Genomic DNA, 20,863 nt, shown 5'->3' with positions numbered 1-20,863 from the left:
TAATGAACGTTTTAGTAATTAATTGTGGCAGTTCATCATTAAAGTTTCAATTAATTGATTCTGTAAGTGAGAAAGTGTTAGCAAAAGGATTGTGTGAAAGAATTGGTATTGATGGAAGTAAGATTGAATATGAACCATACAATGGTGAAGAACAGGAAAAAGAAGTTTCAATGCCAACACATAATGAAGCTATTAAAATTGTTATAGATTCATTACTTAATAAAGAAACAGGAGTTATTAAAGATTTAAGTGAAGTTGGAGCAGTTGGTCATAGAGTTGTACATGGTGGAGAATATTTTTCAAAATCAACTATTGTCACGGATGAAGTTATTAAGAAGATTGAAGAATGTAATGATTTGGCACCTCTTCATAACCCGGCTAATATAATAGGAATCAAAGCTTGTATTAATGCAATGCCTGATACACCTAATGTTGTCGTGTTTGATACAGCATTTCATCAGACAATGCCTCCTAAAGCTTATTTGTATCCTATTCCATATGAATATTATAAAAAATATAAGATAAGAAGATATGGATTCCATGGAACATCTCATAGTTATGTTTCAAAGAGAGTCGCTCAGATTATGGATACGCCATATGATAAATTAAAGACTATTGTCTGTCATTTAGGAAATGGTGCAAGTATATGCGCAGTTGAAAATGGTAAATCTATAGATACAAGTATGGGTCTTACTCCGTTAGCAGGAGTTGCTATGGGAACACGTTCAGGAGATATTGACCCAAGCATCGTTGAAGTTATTTCAGAAAAAGAAAACATGAATGTTAAAGAAGTACTTAATGTTTTAAATAAAAAATCAGGTGTTTTAGGTTTATCAGAAGTATCAAGTGATTTTAGAGATATAACAAAGGCTATTGAAGAAGGAAATGAAGTAGCAAAGAATGCATTAGAAGTATTTGCAAATACAGTAGTTAGATTTGTTGGCGCTTATGTAGCTGAAATGAATGGTGTTGATGCTATTGCATTTACGGCAGGCGTAGGTGAAAATAATCAGGCTGTAAGAAAGATGGTTTGCGAACAATTAGGATATTTAGGTGTGTCTCTTGACGAAAAGGCTAATGAAAAGAGAAGAGAAGAAATTATGATTTCAACTCCTGATTCAAAAGTAAAAGTATTTGTAATTCCAACAAATGAAGAATTAGCAATAGCAAGAGAAACTCTAGAACTTTTATCATAAGACAGATAATAGCTGATTGCTTTTGAGTGAAAATTTTTGTGAAACTATGATAAACATATTTGGTAAACAAATCACAAAATAATTAAATAAAAAAAGTGTTTGACAAAAATATACCATATATGTATAATTGTAAAGGTGTCTTTAGGGAGAAACAAGTTATGTTAATTGATTTGATAGAGATATTACAGAAAGAAGAAGGAACTAAAAAAGTTCAGACTAAAGTTGAAAGGGAGAAATTTCTAGCTGCTAAGTTTGAATATAAGATAACTGACAGTGATGTAAAGTTTGTATTTACAAACGCCGGAAAGAAACATATCAATGTTAAATGCACTGGGAATGTTATTATAGAAGCACCTTGTTTCAGATGTCTTGAACCGGTCACATTTACAATAAATATTGATTCAACCAAAGATATGGATATGAATAAAACAGCAGAAGAGAAGATTGCCGATTTAGATGAGGAAAATTATCTTGAAGGAACAGTCTTTGATACTGAGGTTTTTGTATTCAATGAGATTCTGGTTAACTTACCGATGAAGGTTCTCTGCAAAGAAGATTGTAAGGGAATTTGCAATAGATGCGGCGCTAATCTCAATAAAGGATTCTGCGACTGCGATACTGCGGTACCAGATCCGAGAATGTCGAAAATATTAGATGTATTTAATCATTTTAAGGAGGTGTAAACCATGTCTATCTGTCCAAAGAATAAATCTTCTAAAGGAAGAAGAGATAAGAGAAGAGCTAACTGGAAAATGTCAGTTCCTGGTCTTGTAAAGTGTAGCAAATGTGGAGCTTTAATGATGCCTCACAGAGTTTGCAAGGCATGTGGATCATACAACAAGAAAGAAATCGTTTCAGTTGACTAATTAGGATGGTCCGTGTTTATGCACGAGAAAGCGTTAAAATAAGGCTTTGCGGATATTTATATCTGCGAAGCCTTATTTTTATGTTGTCTTATTCAAGTTTGCTTGATTTTAAAACATAATTTTAGTATAGTTATTTTATGTGCTTAAGGAGGAAATAATTATGTCACAGACAATAGTTGCATTAGATTGTATGGGCGGAGATAACGCACCTGGTGAAATTGTAAAAGGCGGTATTGAAGCGTTAAAAGAAAATAAAGATGTTTTTCTTAAAATGGTAGGAAGACAGGAAGATGTTAACAGAGAACTCGAGAAATATGATTATGACAAGACTAGAGTTGAAGTTGTAAATGCTACAGAAGTTATTGAAACAGGAGAACCTCCGGTAGTAGCTATTAGAACGAAAAAAGATTCCTCTCTTGTTAAATGTATGTATATGGTAAAACATGGAGAATGCGATGCTCTTGTATCAGCAGGAAGTACCGGAGCCACTTTAGTTGGAGGACATGTAATTGTAGGTCGAATTAAGGGAGTTGAAAGACCACCTCTTGCACCTCTTATTCCAACGGAAAAAGGCGGAGCACTTTTGATTGACTGTGGGGCTAATGTTGATGCTAAGCCTTCTAACCTAGTTCAGTTTGCACAGATGGGTTCTATATATATGGAAAATATTTGCAAGGTTAAAAATCCAAAAGTAGGTTTAGTAAATATTGGTGCTGAAGAAGAAAAAGGAAATAACCTTGCTAAAGAAACGTATCAGTTGTTAAGTAATCTTGAAGGTATTAATTTTATTGGCAATATTGAAGCAAGAGAAATTCCTGAAGGAAAAGCTGATGTAGTTGTATGTGATGCATTTGTTGGAAATGTTATTTTAAAAATGTATGAAGGTGTTGGTGGAGTTCTTTTAAAGAAAGTTAAAGGAACTTTAATGACAAGTTTGAAAACTAAAATCGGTGCATTACTTATAAAAAAAGAATTGAAAGAAACTTTGAAAACATTTCAGATGGATCAGTATGGTGGAGCACCTTTACTTGGATTGAAAGGATTAGTTGTTAAGACTCATGGAAATTCAAAGGCCATAGAAGTGAAAAACTCTATCATTCAGTGCATTTCTTTAAAAGAAATGAATATAAATGATAAAATATCAAAAAAATTAGCAGTTAAAAAGGAGAATTAAAAATGGAAATCGAAAGACTTTATAAAGCAGTAGCAAGTGTATTGGATATTGATGAAAGCACAATCACACCGGAATCAAAATTTGCAGATGATTTAGGTGCAGATTCTTTAGATGTTTTAGAAATAATTATGAGCATTGAAGATGAATTTAATATTAAGATTCCAACTAACGGAGCTGAAAATATTGTTACAGTCGGAGATGCTTTTGAAGCAATAAAAAAGGTTATGAATAAATAATATTTGACTATGAAAATTATTTAAGTACATTAGAAAAGGTGCAATATCACTCTAAAATGATATTAGCCTTTTCTTTTGTGTGTAAAAAGGAGTTAATATGAATTCAGATTATGAAAAATTAGAAAGTGTAATCGGATATGAATTTGATAATAAAAAGTTATTAGTTAATGCTTTAACTCATACATCATATGCTAATGAGCATAAAAATAGAAAAGTTAAAGACAATGAAAGACTTGAGTTTCTTGGTGATGCTGTTTTAGAACTTGTATCTAGTGAGTTTTTATTTTTGAATTATGAAATGCCGGAAGGAAAAATGACACGACTTAGAGCAAGTCTTGTATGTGAAGGCACTCTTGCAAGAGATGCTAAAGAAATTAATCTTGGAGATTTTTTATATCTTGGAAAAGGTGAAGATGAATCAGGAGGAAGAAATCGTGATTCAGTAACATCAGACGCATTAGAAGCACTAATAGGAGCTATATTTTTAGATGGTGGTTTTGACAAAGCTAAAGAGTTTGTGCTTAAATTTGTGCTAAATGACATTGAAAATAAAAAATTGTTTTTTGATAGTAAGACAATTTTGCAGGAAAGAGTAGATATGATTAAGGCTGGCAAAGTGTCATATAAAATAATAGACGAAATAGGACCTGATCATGATAAGAGTTATACTGCACAGGTATTGCTTGGAGAACAAGTTATAGGTGAGGGCATAGGAAGAACAAAGAAGGCTGCAGAACAACAGGCAGCATATGTCGCGCTTAAATCTATGGATAAGAGGAAATAATATGTACTTAAAAAGTATTGAAATACATGGTTTTAAATCATTTGCAAATAAAATTAAATTTGAATTTCATAATGGTATAACTGGAATTGTTGGACCAAATGGCTCAGGAAAAAGTAATGTTGCTGATGCTGTGAGATGGGTTCTTGGTGAACAGAAGGTAAAACAGCTTCGTGGATCTAAGATGGAAGATGTAATATTTGCCGGAACTGAAAACAGAAAACCGTTAGGATTCGCTTATGTAGCAATTACATTGGATAATTCTGACCATAAATTAGATGTTGATTATGAAGAAGTAACTGTTTCAAGAAGATTATTCAGATCCGGTGAAAGTGAATATATGATTAATGGAACTCAGGTTAGACTTAAAGATGTAAATGAACTTTTTTATGATACAGGTATTGGTAAGGAAGGTTATTCTATTATTGGGCAGGGTCAGATTGATCAGATCTTAAGTGGAAAACCTGAAGAAAGAAGAGAATTATTCGATGAAGCAGCCGGTATTGTTAAATTTAAAAGAAGAAAGAATCAGGCTTTAAAGAAATTAGACGATGAGAATCAGAATCTTGTCAGAGTTCAGGATATATTAGCAGAACTTGAACGCCAGGTTGGTCCATTAGAGAAACAATGCGAAAAGGCTAAAAAATATTTACTTTTTAAAGATGATTTAAAGAAATATGATGTAAATATGTTTTTAGTCGAAATGGAAGATATTAAAAACAGATTGTCTGATTTAGACAAAAAACTTGAAATAGCAACATCGGACATGAATTCCTCAAATGAAGAATTTGAAAATATAAAGAAGCAGTATACTAAGTTAGAAGCAGATTTGGAAGAAATAAACAATTCAATTGAAGCCAAAAAAACAATGTCAACAGATACTGTTCTTAAAATTGAAAAATTAGAAGGAAGAATTCTTGTTCTTAAAGAACAGATTAATTCAGCTAAAAACAACGAAGAGTTTATTGCAACAAGAGTAAATGCTATTTCTTCAGATATAGCCAAAAAGGAAAAGAATTTGACTGAATTATGTAAAGAAAAAGACGATAATGAAAATGTAATTCAGGAAACTATTAAATCGCAGTCAGAAATAACGACTGATATTTCTGTTATTAAAGAAGAAATTGAGAATTTTGATAAAGAAATTGCAGAGCATAAAGCCGAGATTATCGAAATATTAAATTCTAAGTCAATGATTAAATCAAAATTGCAAAGATGTGATACATTGCTTGAACAGATTAATATAAGAAAATCTCAACTTAATCAAAAACTTATAGAATTTCAAAGCGAAAAGGAAAATCAGGAAAGCAAAATAGAAAAACTTAAAGCTGAGTTAGATAAAGTAAACGATTTAATCGATGAATTAAACAAAACTGTTTCAGAATATAGAAATGACTTAAATGATTTAAGAGTAGAAAATTCTAAAATAACAAAGTCAATATCTGAAAACCAGGAAAGATATCATAAGTCAAAATCAAATCTCGAAGCTTTAAAAAACATTACTGAAAGATATGAAGGCTATGGAAATAGTATCAAAAAAGTAATGGAATTAAAGGAAAACAAGAAAGGTATTATTGGTGTTGTTGCTGACATTATTAAAGTTGAAAAGAAGTATGAAGTTGCAATTGAAACAGCTTTAGGCGGAAATATTCAGAATATAGTAACTGATACAGAAACAACAGCTAAGGAAATAATTGAATATTTAAAGAAAAATAAATATGGTCGAGCTACATTTTTACCTTTGAGTAGTATGACTAAGAAAACGGGCTTTAATAATGAAGATGTATTTTCTGATAAAGGTGTTTTAGGTCTTGCATGTGATTTAGTTGAAATAAAAAAAGAATACGAAGGCGTAACTAAATATTTGTTAGGAAAAGTCGTAGTTGTAGACACGATTGATAACGCGATTGCACTAGAACGTAAATATAGATATTCTTTAAGAATTGTAACTTTAGAAGGTGAATATTTAAATATTGGTGGTTCTATTTCGGGTGGTGCATTCAAAAATAACAGCAACCTGTTAGGAAGAAGAAGAGAAATAGAAGAACTTGAGAATAAATTAAAAGACCTTAAGAATGAAAAAGAAAATCTTGATAAGAATTTAATAGAAAATAGAAGTAAAACAAGTGTTTTAAATGATGAACTTGATAAAATTAATAAGGCACTTCAGGAACAGAACATTGCAAAAAACACATTGGAGTTGAATTTAAAACAAGCTAAAGACAGAAAGAATAACATTGATACAGAATATCAGGAATATACTGCTGAAAGTGGAAATATTGCATCTGAAATCGGAAATATCAATAATAATAGTTTAGAACTTAACAAAGAACTTACTAATGTTGAAGATAGAAATTCCGAATTAGAAGAACTTATTAAACAAAAAAGTAATAATATGGATTCTATAAATGCAAAGCTTGTTGAAAAAACGTCGTTGTTAGAAGAGATTAATATTGAAATTTCAAGTTTAAAGCAAAAGCATGAATTTTTATGCGAAAAGATTCAAAATAGCAATAATCAGATTTCAGATTTAAAGAATGAATTGGAACAGATTAAAAACAATTCAAGTGAAAACAACAATGAGATTTCAGCTAGAATTGAAACTATTGATGGCATAACAAAGGAAATCGAAGAAGGACGTAAACTTATTGAAAAGCTTAATTTAGAAATTGAAGACCTTAAAAATGCTAAGGAAAAGCAGAATAAAGATCATAAAGAATTTTTCGATAAGAGAGAAGAACTTTCTTCAAGAATAACACAATTAGATAAAGAAATTTACAGACTTAACAGCCAAAAAGAAAATTTACAGGAAAAGAATGAGACAAAAATTAATTATATGTGGAACGAGTATGAAATCACATATAGAAATGCTGTTGAACTTAGAGATGAAAGTCTAAATGATAAAGCAGAACTTAGAAATAGCATTGCCAATTTAAAACGTCAGATTAAAGAGTTAGGAGACGTAAATGTAAATGCTATTGAAGAGTTTAAGGAAATAAACGAAAGATATCAGTTTATGAAAGAACAGCATGAAGACTTAATGCGTGCAAAAGAAAATCTTTTGAAAATTATTGACGAATTAGAAGTCGGCATGCGAAAACAGTTTAAAGAAAAATTTGCTGAAATTCAGGTTGAATTTGATAAGGTATTCAAGGAATTATTTGGTGGTGGTGCAGGAGTTATTGAACTTACTGAAGCAGATGATATTCTTGATGCAGGAATTAATATTATTTCACAACCGCCTGGAAAGAAACTTCAAAATATGATGCAGCTTTCAGGTGGAGAAAAAGCACTTACGGCAATTTGCCTTTTGTTTGCAATTCAGAATTTAAAGCCATCTCCATTCTGTCTTCTTGACGAAATTGAAGCTGCATTAGATGGTTCAAATGTAATCAGATTTGCGGAATATTTGCATAAACTTACAGAAAATACACAGTTTATTGTTGTTACACACAGACGAGGAACAATGGGATGTGCTGATAGATTATATGGTATTACAATGCAGGAAAAAGGTGTATCAGCCTTAGTTTCAGTAGATTTATTGGAAGGAAATTTGGATAAATAAAGGAGTTTGTAAATGGAAGAAAAGAAAGGCTTTTTTGGAAAACTTGTATCAGGGCTTACAAAAACAAGAAATTCTATAGTATCAGGATTAGATTCAATATTCAGTGGATTTTCACATATTGATGACGATTTCTATGAAGAATTAGAAGAAATTTTAATTATGAGTGACATTGGTGTTAATACAACAATGGAAATAATAGAGAAACTTAAAGAACAGGTAAAAGAGTTAAAAATAAAAGAACCTGAAGATTGCAAGGAGTTGCTGATTAAAAACATTGAAGAACAGATGGATTTAGGAGAAAATGCATATGATTTTGAAAATGAAAAATCAGTAGTTATGGTAATCGGTGTAAATGGTGTAGGAAAAACTACATCTATCGGAAAACTTGCGGCACAGCTAAAAGGAAATGGCAAAAAGGTTGTTATGGCGGCTGCTGATACTTTTAGAGCTGCTGCAGCTGATCAGCTAAAAGAGTGGGCCAGACGTTCAAATGTAGATATTGTAGCGGGAAATGAAGGTTCAGATCCGGGAGCTGTTTTGTTTGATGCAATTGCATCTGCTAAAAATAAAAATGCTGACGTACTACTTTGTGATACTGCGGGAAGACTTCATAATAAGAAGAATCTTATGGAAGAACTTAAAAAATTAGACAGAATTATTGAAAAGGAATATTCAGGATGTATAAGAGAAAATCTTATCGTTCTTGATGCTACGACAGGACAAAATGCTTTAGTACAGGCTAAAACATTTATGGAAGCAACAGATATAACAGGTGTTGTTCTTACAAAAATGGATGGAACGGCAAAAGGTGGAATTGCTATTGCAATTCAGGCTGAATTAGGAATTCCTGTTAAATATATTGGTGTAGGTGAAGGCATAGATGACTTACAGAAATTTAATTCTCATGATTTTGTGTCAGCGTTATTTACAAAGTAAACTTGATTTTTGTATTTTATTTGAAAAAAATATTTTATAATATGGAAAGTTGATGTATTATTACAAAGAAAAAATTATTATAATTAGAATAGGAAGTGAAGATAATGAGCGAAGGATTAACTTTAAAGAAATTTGAAGAAGCTTCAGAAATAGTTAATAAAGTAACATTAAATACAAATCTTATATATAGTGATTACTTTTCAGAACAGACAGGCAATAAGGTATATATTAAACCAGAAAATATGCAGTTTACAGGTGCATATAAAGTAAGAGGAGCTTATTATAAGACAAGCACATTAACTCCAGAAGAAAGAGCTAAAGGTTTAATTACTGCATCAGCAGGAAACCATGCACAGGGGGTTGCATATGCTGCCAAATTATATGGCGTAAAAGCAACAATCGTTATGCCAACTGTTACTCCTCTTATGAAGGTAAATAGAACAAAAAGTTATGGTGCAGATGTAATATTATATGGAGATGTTTATGATGATGCATGTAAGTATGCGCTTGAGTTAGCAGAAAAGGAAGGATATACATTTATTCATCCATTTGATGATTTAGATGTAGCTACAGGTCAGGGAACAATTGCCATGGAAATTATAAAAGAACTTCCAACTGTAGATTATATTTTGGTTCCAATCGGTGGTGGCGGACTTGCAACAGGTGTAAGCACATTAGCTAAATTACTTAATCCAAATATTAAAGTAATTGGTGTAGAACCGGCAGAAGCTGCGTGTATGAAAGCTTCACTTAGTGCAGGAAAAGTTGTTACATTAGACAGTGCTAATACTATTGCAGATGGTACAGCGGTTAAAACTCCGGGTAGCAACATATTCCCATATATCCAGAAGAATATTGATGATATCATAACAATTGAAGATGATGAATTAATAGATGCGTTTCTTGATATGGTTGAAAATCATAAACTTGTTGCTGAAAATTCAGGATTGCTTACAATTGCAGCTCTTAAGCATTTAAAATGCAAAGATAAGAAGATTGTTTCTATTATCAGTGGTGGTAATATGGATATTATTACAATGTCATCTATATTACAGCACGGTTTAATTCAGAGAGGAAGAGTATTCACAGTATCTGTATTACTTCCTGATAAGCCGGGTGAATTAGGTAAAGTTGCAAACACTATCGCAGATGTACAGGGAAATGTAATTAAGCTTGAACATAATCAGTTTGTATCTGTTAATAGAAATGCTGCCGTTGAACTTAGAGTTACTCTTGAATGTTTCGGTCACGAACATAAAAAACGGATTATTGCAGCTCTCGAAAAGAAAGGCTATAAGCCAAAAGAAGTAAGACCAAATTTATAAATAACTAATATTATTTATATAGATTGATTTTATATAATGAACAGATAGTGATTAAAATACAAAAAGGATTCATAAATTATTTTAAAATGCAAAATATAAATTCAAAATAAAACACAAGGGTGTCAAGAAAAAATACTTGACACCCTTTGCTTTGTATTGTATTATACTCTAAGTGTGATTTTGATATATTTTATTTTCAATTTTAGATAGATGCACTTAGAGGTAAATATGAAAGATATTTTAAGAAGTTCTCTTTTATATGATTTCTACGGAGAACTGTTGACTAAACATCAGCAGGAGATATATGAAGAAGTTGTTTTAAACGACTATAGTCTTGGAGAAATAGCTGAGGAGAGAAATATTTCCAGACAAGGCGTACATGACTTGATAAAGAGATGTGATAAGACTTTGAATGAATATGAAGAAAAGTTACATCTTGTAAGCAGATTTGAAAAGACTAAAGAACAGGTTGAACGTATTTGTCAATTGGCAGATGAGAATAATATGCAAGATATAGAGAATATTGCCAGACAGATTTTAGAGAATTATTAATATAGGAGGTAAGGGCTTGGCATTTGAAAGCTTATCCGATAAATTACAAAACATATTTAAAGGCTTACGTGGTAAGGGTAGACTGACAGAAGATGATGTTAAGGCTGCTCTTAAAGAAGTTAAGATGGCTTTGCTTGAAGCTGACGTTAGTTTTAAAGTTGTAAAACAATTCATTAAAACAGTTACAGAAAGGGCTATAGGGCAGGATGTTCTTAACAGTTTGACACCGGGCCAGATGGTAATAAAGATAGTTAATGAAGAACTTACTAATCTTATGGGTTCTGAAACAACGAAACTTAAACTTTTGCCTGACAATGAAATAACAGTCATTATGATGATGGGTCTTCAGGGGGCAGGTAAAACAACAACAACTGCTAAGATTGCAGGAAAACTTAAAGGTAGTGGAAAAAGACCTTTATTAGTTGCCTGTGACGTTTACAGACCGGCAGCTGTTGAACAGCTGCAGATTAATGGTGATAAACAGGGTGTTCCGGTATTTGCCATGGGAACGAATCATAAACCTGTAGATATTGCCAGAGCAGCAATTGAACATGCTAAAAAGAATAACAATAATGTTGTTATTTTAGATACAGCAGGTCGTTTACATGTTGATGAGGACATGATGAACGAACTTATTGAAATTAGAGATAATATTGACATTACACAGACAGTACTTGTTGTTGATGCAATGACAGGTCAGGATGCAGTGAATGTAGCAACCCAGTTTAATGAAAAGATTGGAATTGATGGAATTATCATTACTAAGTTAGATGGTGATACAAGAGGTGGTGCAGCATTATCAATTAAGGCTGTAACAGGAAAACCTATATTATATGTTGGTATGGGTGAAAAGCTTTCTGATTTAGAACAATTTTATCCAGATAGAATGGCTTCAAGAATTCTCGGTATGGGTGATGTCCTTTCATTAATTGAAAAGGCTGAACAGGCAATTGACCAGGAAAAAGCAAAGGATATGGAACAGCGTCTTAGAAAAGCACAATTTACCTTTGATGATTATCTTGAATACATGGGTCAGATTAAAAATATGGGTGGTTTATCAGAAATGCTTAGCCTTATTCCGGGATTAGGCGGTCAGATAAAAGAAGATATGCTTCCAGATGATAAACAACTTGGACGTATTGAAGCAATTATTTATTCCATGACAAAGGAAGAAAGAGGTAATCCTGATATTCTTAATCCGTCAAGGAAACAAAGAATTGCTAAAGGTGCAGGTGTAGATATAAGCGAAGTAAACAAATTGGTAAAACAATTTGACCAAGCAAAAAAAATGATGAAGAACATGCCGGGTATGATGGGTGGCGGCAAGAAGAAACGAAGAGGCGGTTTTAAGATGCCTTTCGGTTTCTAGATTTAAATTTATACAATATTGATATTAACGAAGACATTGGTTTTCTTAATATATATAAATAATAATTATAATTAATTTTTTACGGAGGAAAGTAAAATGGCAGTAAAGATCAGATTAAAGAGAATGGGTAAGAAGAAAGCTCCTTTCTACAGAATTGTAGTGGCAGATTCAAGATCACCAAGAGATGGTAGATTTATTGAAGAAATCGGAACATATGATCCAAACAGAGATCCTAGCGTATTTGATTTCAATGAAGAAGCAGCTAAGAAATGGTTATCAAACGGAGCTCAGCCTACAGAAACAGTAGGAAAATTACTTAAGATTGCCGGTATTGAAAAATAATAGTCAGGAGGTCTAACTATGAAAGAATTAGTAGAGACAATTGCAAAAGCACTTGTAGATTCTCCGGACGAAGTAGTTGTTACTGAAAAAGAAACAGATAAAACTATTGTTTTAGAATTGAAGGTTGCAACTGATGATGTTGGAAAGATTATCGGAAAACAGGGAAAGATTGCTAAAGCAATTCGTTCTGTTGTTAAGGCTGCATCTTCAAAATGCGACAAAAAAGTTATAGTGGACATTATATAGTAACCACAAGTGCAACGGGACTGAATTCAGTCCCGTTAATCATTTAAAAAGTTAATTTAATTATCATTAAAAATTTAAAAATATAACTAAGATCTAACATTAAATAACATTTAATAGATACTGTTTGAAAGGAAATATATGGAAAAATATTTTAGGGTAGGAGTTATTGCAAATACACATGGTATACGTGGTGAAGTAAAGGTATATCCTACAACAGATGATATTAATAGATTTAAAAAATTAAAAAAATGCATCTTAGATACAGGGAAAGAATATATAGATTTAAACGTAGAATCAGTAAAATTTTTCAAAAATATGGTTATTCTTAAATTTAAAGAGTATAACAATATAAATGATATTGAATGCTATAAAGGAAAAGATATTTTAGTTTCCAGAGATAATGCAGTTAAACTTGAAAAAGGCGAATATTATATAGCAGATATATTAGGGGCAAAAGTTATTCTTGAAGATGGTAGCGAATTTGGTGTTTTAGAAGATGTTATGCAGACAGGTGCTAATGACGTTTATGTTGTTAAAACATTAGACAACAAAGAAGTATTACTTCCTAAGATTGATGAATGTGTCAAGAAACTAGACATAGAAAACAAAATTGTTACTGTGCATATCATGAAAGGATTGCTAGACTAATGAATTATCATGTATTAACACTTTTTCCTGAAATGATTACAAATGGAGTAAATACAAGCATTACAGGAAGAGCAATTGACAAGAAGTTAATAAATTTAAATGCAATAAATATAAGAGATTTTTCCGGAAATAAACATGGTCAGGTTGATGATTATCCATATGGCGGAGGAGCAGGAATGCTTATGCAACCCGGACCTGTATATAGAAGTTATGAATCCGTTGTGGAAAAAATAGGATATAAGCCAAGGGTTATTTATTTAACTCCACAAGGAGAGACGTTTAACCAAAGCATGGCAGAAGATTTTGCCAAAGAAAAAGATTTGGTATTTTTATGTGGACATTACGAAGGTATAGATGAACGTGTTTTAGAAATGATAGTTACAGATAATGTTTCTATTGGCGATTACGTCCTTACAGGAGGCGAACTCCCGGCGATGGTAATGATAGATACCATTTCAAGACTTATTCCAGGTGTCTTGAATAATAACGTATCTGCTGAATTTGAATCGTTTAATGATAATTTATTGGAGTATCCGCAATATACACGTCCTGATACTTTTATGGATAAAAAAGTACCACCAATTCTCTTATCGGGAGATCATGCTAAAGTAGATAAATGGAGAAGAGAGCAGTCGATAATCAGAACTATTAAGAGACGTCCTGATTTGATGGAAAAAGCTAATTTAACAAAAGAAGATATAAAATTCATTGAAAAATTAGAAAATGAAAAAAATGCTTGCAAATGATATAGTCTTATGGTATTATTACAAATGCTGTAAAAAGGAGATGTTCCGCTGTTGCTTTGATAGCATTAAGAATGTCTAATGAAATAAGGAGGCAGTTATGAACGATATTATCAGAGAAATTGAGGCAGCTCAGTTAAAAGAAAACGTAGCAGATTTTAATGTTGGTGATACAGTTAAAGTATACGCTAAGATTAAAGAAGGAAACCGTGAAAGAATTCAGGTTTTCGAAGGTTTAGTAATTAAGAAACAGGGTGGAAGCACAAGAGCAACATTTACTGTAAGAAAGAATTCAAACGGTATCGGTGTTGAAAAGACTTGGCCATTACACACACCTACAATCGACAAAATCGAAGTAGTTAGAAAAGGTAAAGTTAGAAGAGCTAAACTTAACTACATCAGAAGCAGAGTTGGTAAGGCAGCTAAGGTTAAAGAATTAGTTAAATAATTATTATACCATAAAAAGGAGCGAGTATTTAACTCACTCCTTTTTTTAAACTTGAAGATTAGATATATTTAAATGTTTAAATATACGATATCATTTTAAAGTAAGTAATTAGTAATGATTTTATGAAATACAATAACGTTTTATGTATAATTAAGGAGGAAATATGGATTATCAGTGGTATCCGGGACATATGACAAAAGCAAAACGTCAGATGCAGGAAGATATAAAATTAATTGATTTAGTGATTGAACTTGTAGATGCAAGAGTACCTTTAAGTAGTAGAAATCCGGACATCGATGATTTAGGAAAAAATAAAGCTCGCTTGATTTTACTTAATAAATCGGACTTGGCTGATGATGATCAAAATGAAAAATGGATTGAATACTTTAAAGAAAAAGGTTATCATGCACTAAAAATAAATTCTAAAAACAAATCGGGGATTAAAGAGATAAATAATGTAGTTAATGAGGCGTGTAAAGAAAAAATTGAAAGAGACCGTAAACGAGGAATTAAAAACAGACCTGTAAGAGCTATGGTTGTTGGTATCCCAAACGTAGGAAAATCTACATTTATTAATGCATATGCCGGAAGAAATTGTGCAAAAACAGGAAATAAACCGGGCGTTACAAAAGGAAAACAGTGGATTAAATTAAGTAAAACATTGGAATTATTAGATACACCGGGTATTTTGTGGCCTAAATTTGAAGATCAGGCTATAGGGCTTAAATTAGCGTTAATCGGTTCCATAAATGATAATATTCTTGATGTAAGCGATATGGCATATGAATTTGTAAAAATATTAAATAATAGTTATGAAAATGCTATACCTAACAGATTTGGTGTAGAAAAGAATGATGATCCATTAAAGATGTTAGAAGGAATAGCAGAAGTAAGAGGATGTAAATTAAAAGGAAATGTTTTAGACTTAGAAAAAGCATCTTCAATTTTACTTGAAGAATTTAGAAGTGGAAAATTAGGAAAAATTACATTAGACAGACTGTAAGGAACATAAAATGGGACAAAAAAGTATAAGTGATATAAATAATATATTAAAAAACTTAAGTGTCAAAGAATTAAATTCTTTTATAATGGAATTTAACGTTGACGAAAGACAAGGTGTAAAAAAACTTGTAGCAAAAGCTCAAAAAATGCTTGAAAAGTATGAACTTGAATTGCAACGTACCTACAAGATGGGTGAATTTGAAAGAAAATACAGCGATTATGAATTTATCTGCGGTATAGATGAAGTTGGTCGTGGACCATTAGCCGGTCCTGTAGTTGCAGGAGCTGTAATATTGCCTAAAGATTGTGATATATTATATTTAAATGATTCAAAACAACTTTCTGCAAAGAAACGAGAAGAACTTTATGAAGAAATAATGGAAAAAGCTGTTGCTGCAAAAACTGCAATGGTTAGTCCTGCTCAAATAGATGAAATCAATATTTTACAGGCAACATATGAAGCTATGCGTACTGCAATAAGTCAGTTAGAAGTTAAGCCAACCCTTCTTTTAAATGATGCCGTAAATATTCCGGGTGTAGATATTAAACAGATTGGAATTATTAAAGGTGATGCTAAAAGCAAATCTATCGCAGCTGCAAGTATAATTGCGAAAGTAACCAGAGATGCGATGATGGTAGAATATGATAAGTTGTACCCTGAATATGATTTTGCTTCAAATAAAGGATATGGTTCAGCTAAACATATTGAGGCAATTAAGAAGTTCGGCCCTTGTCCTATTCATAGAGAAACATTTATTACTAATTTTGTAAAGTGATTAGCTTACCGTATAAGGAGAGATATTGAATAAGAGAATTATTGGAGGGTATAAAGAAGATATAGCTACAGAATATTTGATTGAACATGGCTATACAATAATTGATAGAAATTTTTCATGCAAAAGTGGAGAGATAGACATAGTTGCAAAAGATAAAGAATATTTATGTTTTATCGAGGTGAAATATCGGGAGAATAATAAATATGGCGATGCTTTAGAAGCGATAAATTATAAAAAACAACAGAAGTTATTTAAATGTGCTAATATATATATAATGGCTAATAAGTTAGTCAAAAATCTAAATTATCGCTTTGATGTTGTAGCAATTAAAGGTGAAAATATAGAATTAATTAAGAATGCATTTGGAGCAATGTAATGATTATATTAAATAAAAAGAACAGAACAACAACAAGTATAAAATTTGGAAACGGAATTCCTTATATCAGTTTTAATGCATTAGAACAGACAGGAATGGTTGTCAATGCATTTTCTACAAGACAGGGTGGTGTAAGTGTAGGCTGCCTTGAATCCATGAATCTAGGATTTAACAGGGGAGATTTAGATGAAAATGTATTAAAAAATCATAAAATATTTGCTAAGGCTGTCGGATTTCCATATGAAAATATAGTTACGACAAATCAGACACACACTACTAATGTAAGAGTTGTTACAAAAGAAGATTGTGGTAAAGGCATTACAAAGGACAGGGACTATTCTGATGTAGACGGTTTAATAACAAATGTTCCGGGAATTGTTTTGACAACATATTACGCTGATTGTGTTCCTCTTTATATACTTGATCCGGTTAATAAAGCAATTGGCTTGTCGCATTCAGGATGGAAAGGAACAGTAAAACGCATAGGTGATAATACATTGAAATTAATGAATGAAAATTATGGTACAAACCCAAAAGATGTAATTTGCTGTATTGGTCCGTCAATATGCCAGGATTGTTATGAGATAAGCGAAGACGTTGCAAATGAATTTATAAACGAATTTGGTAAAAATAATAAAATATTATATAATAAAGGGAATGGAAAATATCAGTTAAATTTATGGGAAAGTGTAAAACAGGTATTTCTTGATGCGGGTGTTGAATATGACAATATCTACACTACAGATATTTGCACATGCTGCAATAAAGATGAATTGTTTTCTCATAGGGGGCATCATGGAAAAAGAGGAAACTTAGCTGCATTTTTAATGCTTAAATAATATCAGCTTAATCATGTTTCCTTCATATAACTATTATTTGTACTAAAATGGAGAATCATATGAATAACAGGCATTTAATAAAGAGTGTGACTCCGGGTTCTATTGCAGAAGAAATGGAAATAGAAGCAGGGGATTACCTATTAGAAGTAAATGGTACAACAATAGTTGATATATTTGATTATCAGCTTTTGTGTATGGACGAATTTATAGATGTTGTAATAGAAAAAAGTAATGGCGAACAGTGGGAATTAGAAATTGAAAAAGATGAAAATGAAGAGTTAGGTTTAGAATTTGAAAACGGCCTTATGGATGAATATAGGTCATGCTGTAATAAATGTATGTTTTGTTTTATTGATCAGATGCCACCCGGTATGAGAGAGACTTTATATTTTAAAGACGATGACTCGAGACTTTCATTTTTACAGGGAAATTATATAACTTTAACTAATATGAATGAAAATGATGTTGACCGTATAATAAGATATAATCTATCTCCAATTAATATATCTGTACACACTACAAATCCTAAACTTAGATGTAAAATGCTAAATAACAGATTTGCCGGTGATAAACTTAAATATATAGATAGATTAAACGCAGCTGACGTTGAAATGAACGGACAAGTTGTATTATGCAAAAATGTAAATGATAAAGAAGAACTAGAAAGAACGATTAGTGATTTAGAGAAATATATTCCAAATATGAGAAGTGTTTCTATTGTTCCTTCAGGTCTTACAAAATTTAGAGACGGTTTATATCCTTTAGAATTATTTGAGAAAGAAGATGCTTGTGCTGTAATAGATACTATTGAAAAATGGCAGAAGCATTTTTATGAAAAATATGGGATACACTTTATACATGCAAGTGATGAATGGTATATTTTAGCAGAAAGAGAAATGCCTGAAGAAGAGAGGTATGATGGATATTTACAACTGGAAAATGGTGTAGGAATGATTAGAAGCTTTATAGAAGAGGTGAAGGATTACCTTGATTCTATTGAAGGTGATGATAGAGTTATAAATGTATCTACAATAAGTGGAGTGTTAGCATATGATACTATAAAGTCAAGTTGTGACAAGATAAATAAAAAATTTCCAAATGTAAATGTTCACGTATATAAAATAATTAATGATTATTTTGGACATTCAATTACGGTTACGGGACTTCTCACAGGCCAGGATATATGTGCTCAACTTTCGGGAAAAGAATTAGGGGATAACTTACTTTTACCTACCAATACCTTGAAAGCTGATGAAAACATATTTTTAGATGATATGACATTAGAGGAACTTGAAAATAATTTACAAATAAATGCAATTATTGTAAAATCTAGTGGGGTGGATTTTGTGAAAACCATTATAAATGAAAATGAAGATAACAATCCAAAAATAAGTACAAATTCTAAATATGAGTTGTAGAGTGCTTAAAATAAAACAGATATATAAATAGGAGATTAGATATGAGTAAACCAATAGTTGCCATTGTCGGAAGACCTAATGTAGGAAAATCTACACTTTTTAATGCATTGGCAGGAGAAATGATTTCTATAGTAAAAGATACTCCGGGTGTCACAAGAGATAGGATTTACGCAGATGTAGAATGGCTTAACCATAATTTCACATTGATTGATACAGGCGGAATTGAGCCGGACAGTAGAGATATTATTTTATCGCAGATGAGAGAACAGGCTCAGATAGCAATAGATACTGCAGATGTAATTATATTTATAACAGATGTACGTCAGGGACTTGTTGATTCAGATACAAAAGTGGCTGATATGCTCAGAAGAAGCCATAAGCCGGTAATCTTAGCTGTTAACAAGGTGGATAATTTTGATAAATTTATGCCTGATGTATATGAATTTTATAATTTAGGAATTGGTGATCCACAGCCTATATCAGCATCATCAAGACTTGGAATTGGTGACTTGCTTGACCGTGTAGTTGAACACTTTGACGGACTCGAATTAGAAGAGGAAGAAGATGAAAGACCAAGAATTGCAGTTGTAGGTAAGCCAAATGTAGGAAAATCATCTTTGGTAAACAAACTTACAGGAAATAATCGTGTGATTGTATCAAATATAGCCGGCACAACAAGAGATGCAATTGATACTGAAATTACATGGAATGGTAAGGAGTACGTATTTATTGATACTGCAGGTTTGAGACGTAAAAAGAAAATAAAAGAAGAAATTGAAAGATATAGTATTATAAGAACTGTAACAGCCGTTGAAAGAGCGAATGTAGTTGTTGTAATGATTGATGCAACAGAAGGTATTACAGAACAGGATGCTAAAATTGCGGGAATCGCTCATGAAAATGGCAAAGGTGTAATTATTGCCGTTAATAAATGGGATGCAATTGAAAAAAATGATAAAACAATATATCAGTTTACTGCAAAAATACGAGATGTACTTGCGTATATGCCATATGCTGAAATAATGTTCATTTCTGCCCAAACGGGTCAGAGACTTCCCAAATTATTTGATATGATTGATACAGTTTTAGAAAATCAGTCAATGCGTGTTGGAACAGGTGTATTGAACGAAATAATGACAGAAGCAGTTGCTTTACAGCAGCCACCATCAGACAAGGGTAAACGATTGAAATTATACTATATAACACAGGTAGCAGTTAAACCGCCAACTTTTGTTATATTTGTAAATGATAAAGAACTGATGCATTTTTCATATACAAGATATATTGAAAATAAAATAAGAGAAAGTTTTGGATTCAAAGGAACTCCTTTAAGATTTATTATAAGGGAACGAAAGGAAAGTTAAATGATTGCTCAGAGAATTATTTGCATAGTTTTAGGATATTTTTTCGGCCTTATAGAAATGGGATACATTTTAGGCAAGATAAACAATATTGATATTAGAGATTTTGGAAGTGGAAATTCAGGAACAACAAATGCAATGCGTGTTCTTGGTAAAAAAGCAGGATTAATCACATTTTTTGTTGATGCATTAAAAGCAGTATTTTGTGGTTTGCTTGTTTATGCTTTGTTTCATAAATCATGTGAAAATATTATGTTTGTTTTATTGCTTTATTCTGGATTTGGTGTTATTTTAGGACATAATTTTCCGTTTTACATGAAATTTAAAGGTGGAAAAGGAATTGCGGCGTCAGCAGGAATGATTACATCTTTAGCTATATATGATTGGAAATTTGTTGTTCTTGGATTTTTTGTGTTTTTTATATCTTTATATATAACAAAGTATGTATCGTTTTCATCGTTAATGCTTATGGGCTCATTGTTAATAGAAATGATTGTATGGGGTCAGCTTGGAATGGTACATAATCTTAATCCGGAATGCAGAATTGAAGCGTACATTATTACAGGTCTTATGACAGCACTTGCTTTTATAAGACATAAGGACAATATAAAAAGATTAGCCAATGGTACAGAAAGAAAAATTGGCGAAAAGAAGGAGGCATAAT

General features: G+C 31.7%; 23 protein-coding genes. All 23 read left to right on the top strand.

From position 1 onward, the window contains the following. The first annotated feature begins 2 nt into the window (after positions 1 to 2). The 23 genes from DWW96_RS04890 (at position 3) to plsY (ending at position 20,862) form a co-directional block, all read left to right on the top strand. On the top strand, positions 3 to 1,196 hold the full coding sequence (locus DWW96_RS04890; RefSeq protein WP_022088384.1) for an acetate kinase: 1,194 nt from the start codon (positions 3 to 5) through the stop codon (positions 1,194 to 1,196). A 158-nt stretch (positions 1,197 to 1,354) separates the two neighbouring features. Beyond that, positions 1,355 to 1,879, top strand: a complete 525-nt coding sequence (locus DWW96_RS04885; protein WP_158562648.1) for a DUF177 domain-containing protein — start codon at positions 1,355 to 1,357, stop codon at positions 1,877 to 1,879. 3 nt (positions 1,880 to 1,882) lie between these two features. After that, positions 1,883 to 2,062: a 50S ribosomal protein L32 gene (gene rpmF, locus DWW96_RS04880; protein WP_022088386.1), complete on the top strand. Its 180-nt coding sequence runs from the start codon at positions 1,883 to 1,885 to the stop codon at positions 2,060 to 2,062. A 160-nt stretch (positions 2,063 to 2,222) separates the two neighbouring features. Then, positions 2,223 to 3,236 carry a phosphate acyltransferase PlsX gene (plsX, locus tag DWW96_RS04875; RefSeq protein WP_117909466.1) on the top strand — a complete coding sequence of 338 codons (1,014 nt, stop codon included), beginning with the start codon at positions 2,223 to 2,225 and terminating at the stop codon, positions 3,234 to 3,236. A 2-nt stretch (positions 3,237 to 3,238) separates the two neighbouring features. Beyond that, positions 3,239 to 3,472 carry an acyl carrier protein gene (gene acpP / locus DWW96_RS04870; RefSeq protein WP_022088388.1) on the top strand — a complete coding sequence of 78 codons (234 nt, stop codon included), beginning with the start codon at positions 3,239 to 3,241 and terminating at the stop codon, positions 3,470 to 3,472. A gap of 97 nt (positions 3,473 to 3,569) precedes the next feature. Next, entirely contained in the window at positions 3,570 to 4,256 is a 687-nt protein-coding gene (gene rnc, locus DWW96_RS04865; RefSeq protein WP_022088389.1) for a ribonuclease III, read from the top strand. A 1-nt stretch (position 4,257) separates the two neighbouring features. Beyond that, complete coding sequence (gene smc, locus DWW96_RS04860; protein WP_117909464.1) at positions 4,258 to 7,818, top strand: chromosome segregation protein SMC; 3,561 nt, start codon at positions 4,258 to 4,260, stop codon at positions 7,816 to 7,818. A 12-nt stretch (positions 7,819 to 7,830) separates the two neighbouring features. Next, positions 7,831 to 8,754: a signal recognition particle-docking protein FtsY gene (gene ftsY / locus DWW96_RS04855; RefSeq protein ID WP_117909462.1), complete on the top strand. Its 924-nt coding sequence runs from the start codon at positions 7,831 to 7,833 to the stop codon at positions 8,752 to 8,754. Positions 8,755 to 8,858: 104 nt separating this feature from the next. Next, positions 8,859 to 10,079 (top strand): threonine ammonia-lyase, encoded by a 1,221-nt coding sequence (gene ilvA, locus DWW96_RS04850; protein ID WP_117909460.1) that lies wholly within the window; start codon positions 8,859 to 8,861, stop codon positions 10,077 to 10,079. Positions 10,080 to 10,307: 228 nt separating this feature from the next. Further along, positions 10,308 to 10,631, top strand: coding sequence for a YlxM family DNA-binding protein (gene ylxM / locus DWW96_RS04845; protein ID WP_022088393.1), 324 nt, complete (start codon positions 10,308 to 10,310; stop codon positions 10,629 to 10,631). A gap of 16 nt (positions 10,632 to 10,647) precedes the next feature. Then, positions 10,648 to 12,000 carry a signal recognition particle protein gene (gene ffh, locus DWW96_RS04840; protein WP_117909456.1) on the top strand — a complete coding sequence of 451 codons (1,353 nt, stop codon included), beginning with the start codon at positions 10,648 to 10,650 and terminating at the stop codon, positions 11,998 to 12,000. A gap of 96 nt (positions 12,001 to 12,096) precedes the next feature. Next, entirely contained in the window at positions 12,097 to 12,342 is a 246-nt protein-coding gene (rpsP, locus tag DWW96_RS04835) for a 30S ribosomal protein S16 (RefSeq protein ID WP_022088395.1), read from the top strand. 18 nt (positions 12,343 to 12,360) lie between these two features. Then, complete coding sequence (locus tag DWW96_RS04830; protein ID WP_022088396.1) at positions 12,361 to 12,588, top strand: KH domain-containing protein; 228 nt, start codon at positions 12,361 to 12,363, stop codon at positions 12,586 to 12,588. 138 nt (positions 12,589 to 12,726) lie between these two features. Continuing rightward, complete coding sequence (gene rimM / locus DWW96_RS04825; RefSeq protein WP_022088397.1) at positions 12,727 to 13,236, top strand: ribosome maturation factor RimM; 510 nt, start codon at positions 12,727 to 12,729, stop codon at positions 13,234 to 13,236. Beyond that, positions 13,236 to 13,982, top strand: a complete 747-nt coding sequence (gene trmD, locus DWW96_RS04820; RefSeq protein WP_117909454.1) for a tRNA (guanosine(37)-N1)-methyltransferase TrmD — start codon at positions 13,236 to 13,238, stop codon at positions 13,980 to 13,982. The genes rimM and trmD overlap by 1 nt, the downstream gene beginning before the upstream one ends. Before the next feature lie 97 nt (positions 13,983 to 14,079). Next, complete coding sequence (gene rplS / locus DWW96_RS04815) at positions 14,080 to 14,427, top strand: 50S ribosomal protein L19 (protein ID WP_022088399.1); 348 nt, start codon at positions 14,080 to 14,082, stop codon at positions 14,425 to 14,427. Positions 14,428 to 14,590: 163 nt separating this feature from the next. Further along, a complete protein-coding gene (gene ylqF, locus DWW96_RS04810; RefSeq protein WP_022088400.1) occupies positions 14,591 to 15,430 on the top strand; it encodes a ribosome biogenesis GTPase YlqF in 840 nt (279 codons plus the stop codon). Between the two features lie 10 nt (positions 15,431 to 15,440). Next, the gene (locus DWW96_RS04805; protein ID WP_022088401.1) at positions 15,441 to 16,205 is read left to right on the top strand and encodes a ribonuclease HII; all 765 of its coding nucleotides are present in this window, start codon (positions 15,441 to 15,443) and stop codon (positions 16,203 to 16,205) included. Between the two features lie 25 nt (positions 16,206 to 16,230). Beyond that, positions 16,231 to 16,581 (top strand): YraN family protein, encoded by a 351-nt coding sequence (locus DWW96_RS04800; RefSeq protein WP_117909452.1) that lies wholly within the window; start codon positions 16,231 to 16,233, stop codon positions 16,579 to 16,581. Then, a complete protein-coding gene (pgeF, locus tag DWW96_RS04795; RefSeq protein WP_022088403.1) occupies positions 16,581 to 17,420 on the top strand; it encodes a peptidoglycan editing factor PgeF in 840 nt (279 codons plus the stop codon). The genes DWW96_RS04800 and pgeF overlap by 1 nt, the downstream gene beginning before the upstream one ends. A gap of 59 nt (positions 17,421 to 17,479) precedes the next feature. Further along, positions 17,480 to 18,838: a DUF512 domain-containing protein gene (locus DWW96_RS04790; protein WP_117909451.1), complete on the top strand. Its 1,359-nt coding sequence runs from the start codon at positions 17,480 to 17,482 to the stop codon at positions 18,836 to 18,838. Between the two features lie 41 nt (positions 18,839 to 18,879). Beyond that, positions 18,880 to 20,202: a ribosome biogenesis GTPase Der gene (gene der, locus DWW96_RS04785; RefSeq protein ID WP_022088405.1), complete on the top strand. Its 1,323-nt coding sequence runs from the start codon at positions 18,880 to 18,882 to the stop codon at positions 20,200 to 20,202. Beyond that, on the top strand, positions 20,203 to 20,862 hold the full coding sequence (plsY, locus tag DWW96_RS04780) for a glycerol-3-phosphate 1-O-acyltransferase PlsY (protein WP_117909449.1): 660 nt from the start codon (positions 20,203 to 20,205) through the stop codon (positions 20,860 to 20,862). It abuts the gene before it with no gap. Position 20,863: the final 1 nt, after the last annotated feature.

The organism is Eubacterium sp. AF17-7, assembly GCF_003461285.1.
GTDB lineage: Bacteria > Bacillota > Clostridia > Lachnospirales > Lachnospiraceae > Eubacterium_U > Eubacterium_U album.
This window is presented reverse-complemented; position numbering and strand designations above follow the sequence as displayed.

What these genes read in the sequence shown, in the direction of transcription:
- rplS (WP_022088399.1), top strand. Translation starts at nt 14,080, where the DNA reads ATGAACGATATTATCAGAGAAATTGAGGCAGCTCAGTTAAAAGAAAAC.
- smc (WP_117909464.1), top strand. Translation starts at nt 4,258, where the DNA reads ATGTACTTAAAAAGTATTGAAATACATGGTTTTAAATCATTTGCAAAT.
- acpP (WP_022088388.1), top strand. Translation starts at nt 3,239, where the DNA reads ATGGAAATCGAAAGACTTTATAAAGCAGTAGCAAGTGTATTGGATATT.
- DWW96_RS04830 (WP_022088396.1), top strand. Translation starts at nt 12,361, where the DNA reads ATGAAAGAATTAGTAGAGACAATTGCAAAAGCACTTGTAGATTCTCCG.
- der (WP_022088405.1), top strand. Translation starts at nt 18,880, where the DNA reads ATGAGTAAACCAATAGTTGCCATTGTCGGAAGACCTAATGTAGGAAAA.
- ftsY (WP_117909462.1), top strand. Translation starts at nt 7,831, where the DNA reads ATGGAAGAAAAGAAAGGCTTTTTTGGAAAACTTGTATCAGGGCTTACA.
- DWW96_RS04890 (WP_022088384.1), top strand. Translation starts at nt 3, where the DNA reads ATGAACGTTTTAGTAATTAATTGTGGCAGTTCATCATTAAAGTTTCAA.
- ylqF (WP_022088400.1), top strand. Translation starts at nt 14,591, where the DNA reads ATGGATTATCAGTGGTATCCGGGACATATGACAAAAGCAAAACGTCAG.
- rpmF (WP_022088386.1), top strand. Translation starts at nt 1,883, where the DNA reads ATGTCTATCTGTCCAAAGAATAAATCTTCTAAAGGAAGAAGAGATAAG.
- ylxM (WP_022088393.1), top strand. Translation starts at nt 10,308, where the DNA reads ATGAAAGATATTTTAAGAAGTTCTCTTTTATATGATTTCTACGGAGAA.
- rpsP (WP_022088395.1), top strand. Translation starts at nt 12,097, where the DNA reads ATGGCAGTAAAGATCAGATTAAAGAGAATGGGTAAGAAGAAAGCTCCT.
- pgeF (WP_022088403.1), top strand. Translation starts at nt 16,581, where the DNA reads ATGATTATATTAAATAAAAAGAACAGAACAACAACAAGTATAAAATTT.
- DWW96_RS04885 (WP_158562648.1), top strand. Translation starts at nt 1,355, where the DNA reads ATGTTAATTGATTTGATAGAGATATTACAGAAAGAAGAAGGAACTAAA.
- DWW96_RS04790 (WP_117909451.1), top strand. Translation starts at nt 17,480, where the DNA reads ATGAATAACAGGCATTTAATAAAGAGTGTGACTCCGGGTTCTATTGCA.
- plsX (WP_117909466.1), top strand. Translation starts at nt 2,223, where the DNA reads ATGTCACAGACAATAGTTGCATTAGATTGTATGGGCGGAGATAACGCA.
- DWW96_RS04805 (WP_022088401.1), top strand. Translation starts at nt 15,441, where the DNA reads ATGGGACAAAAAAGTATAAGTGATATAAATAATATATTAAAAAACTTA.
- plsY (WP_117909449.1), top strand. Translation starts at nt 20,203, where the DNA reads ATGATTGCTCAGAGAATTATTTGCATAGTTTTAGGATATTTTTTCGGC.
- rimM (WP_022088397.1), top strand. Translation starts at nt 12,727, where the DNA reads ATGGAAAAATATTTTAGGGTAGGAGTTATTGCAAATACACATGGTATA.
- trmD (WP_117909454.1), top strand. Translation starts at nt 13,236, where the DNA reads ATGAATTATCATGTATTAACACTTTTTCCTGAAATGATTACAAATGGA.
- rnc (WP_022088389.1), top strand. Translation starts at nt 3,570, where the DNA reads ATGAATTCAGATTATGAAAAATTAGAAAGTGTAATCGGATATGAATTT.
- ilvA (WP_117909460.1), top strand. Translation starts at nt 8,859, where the DNA reads ATGAGCGAAGGATTAACTTTAAAGAAATTTGAAGAAGCTTCAGAAATA.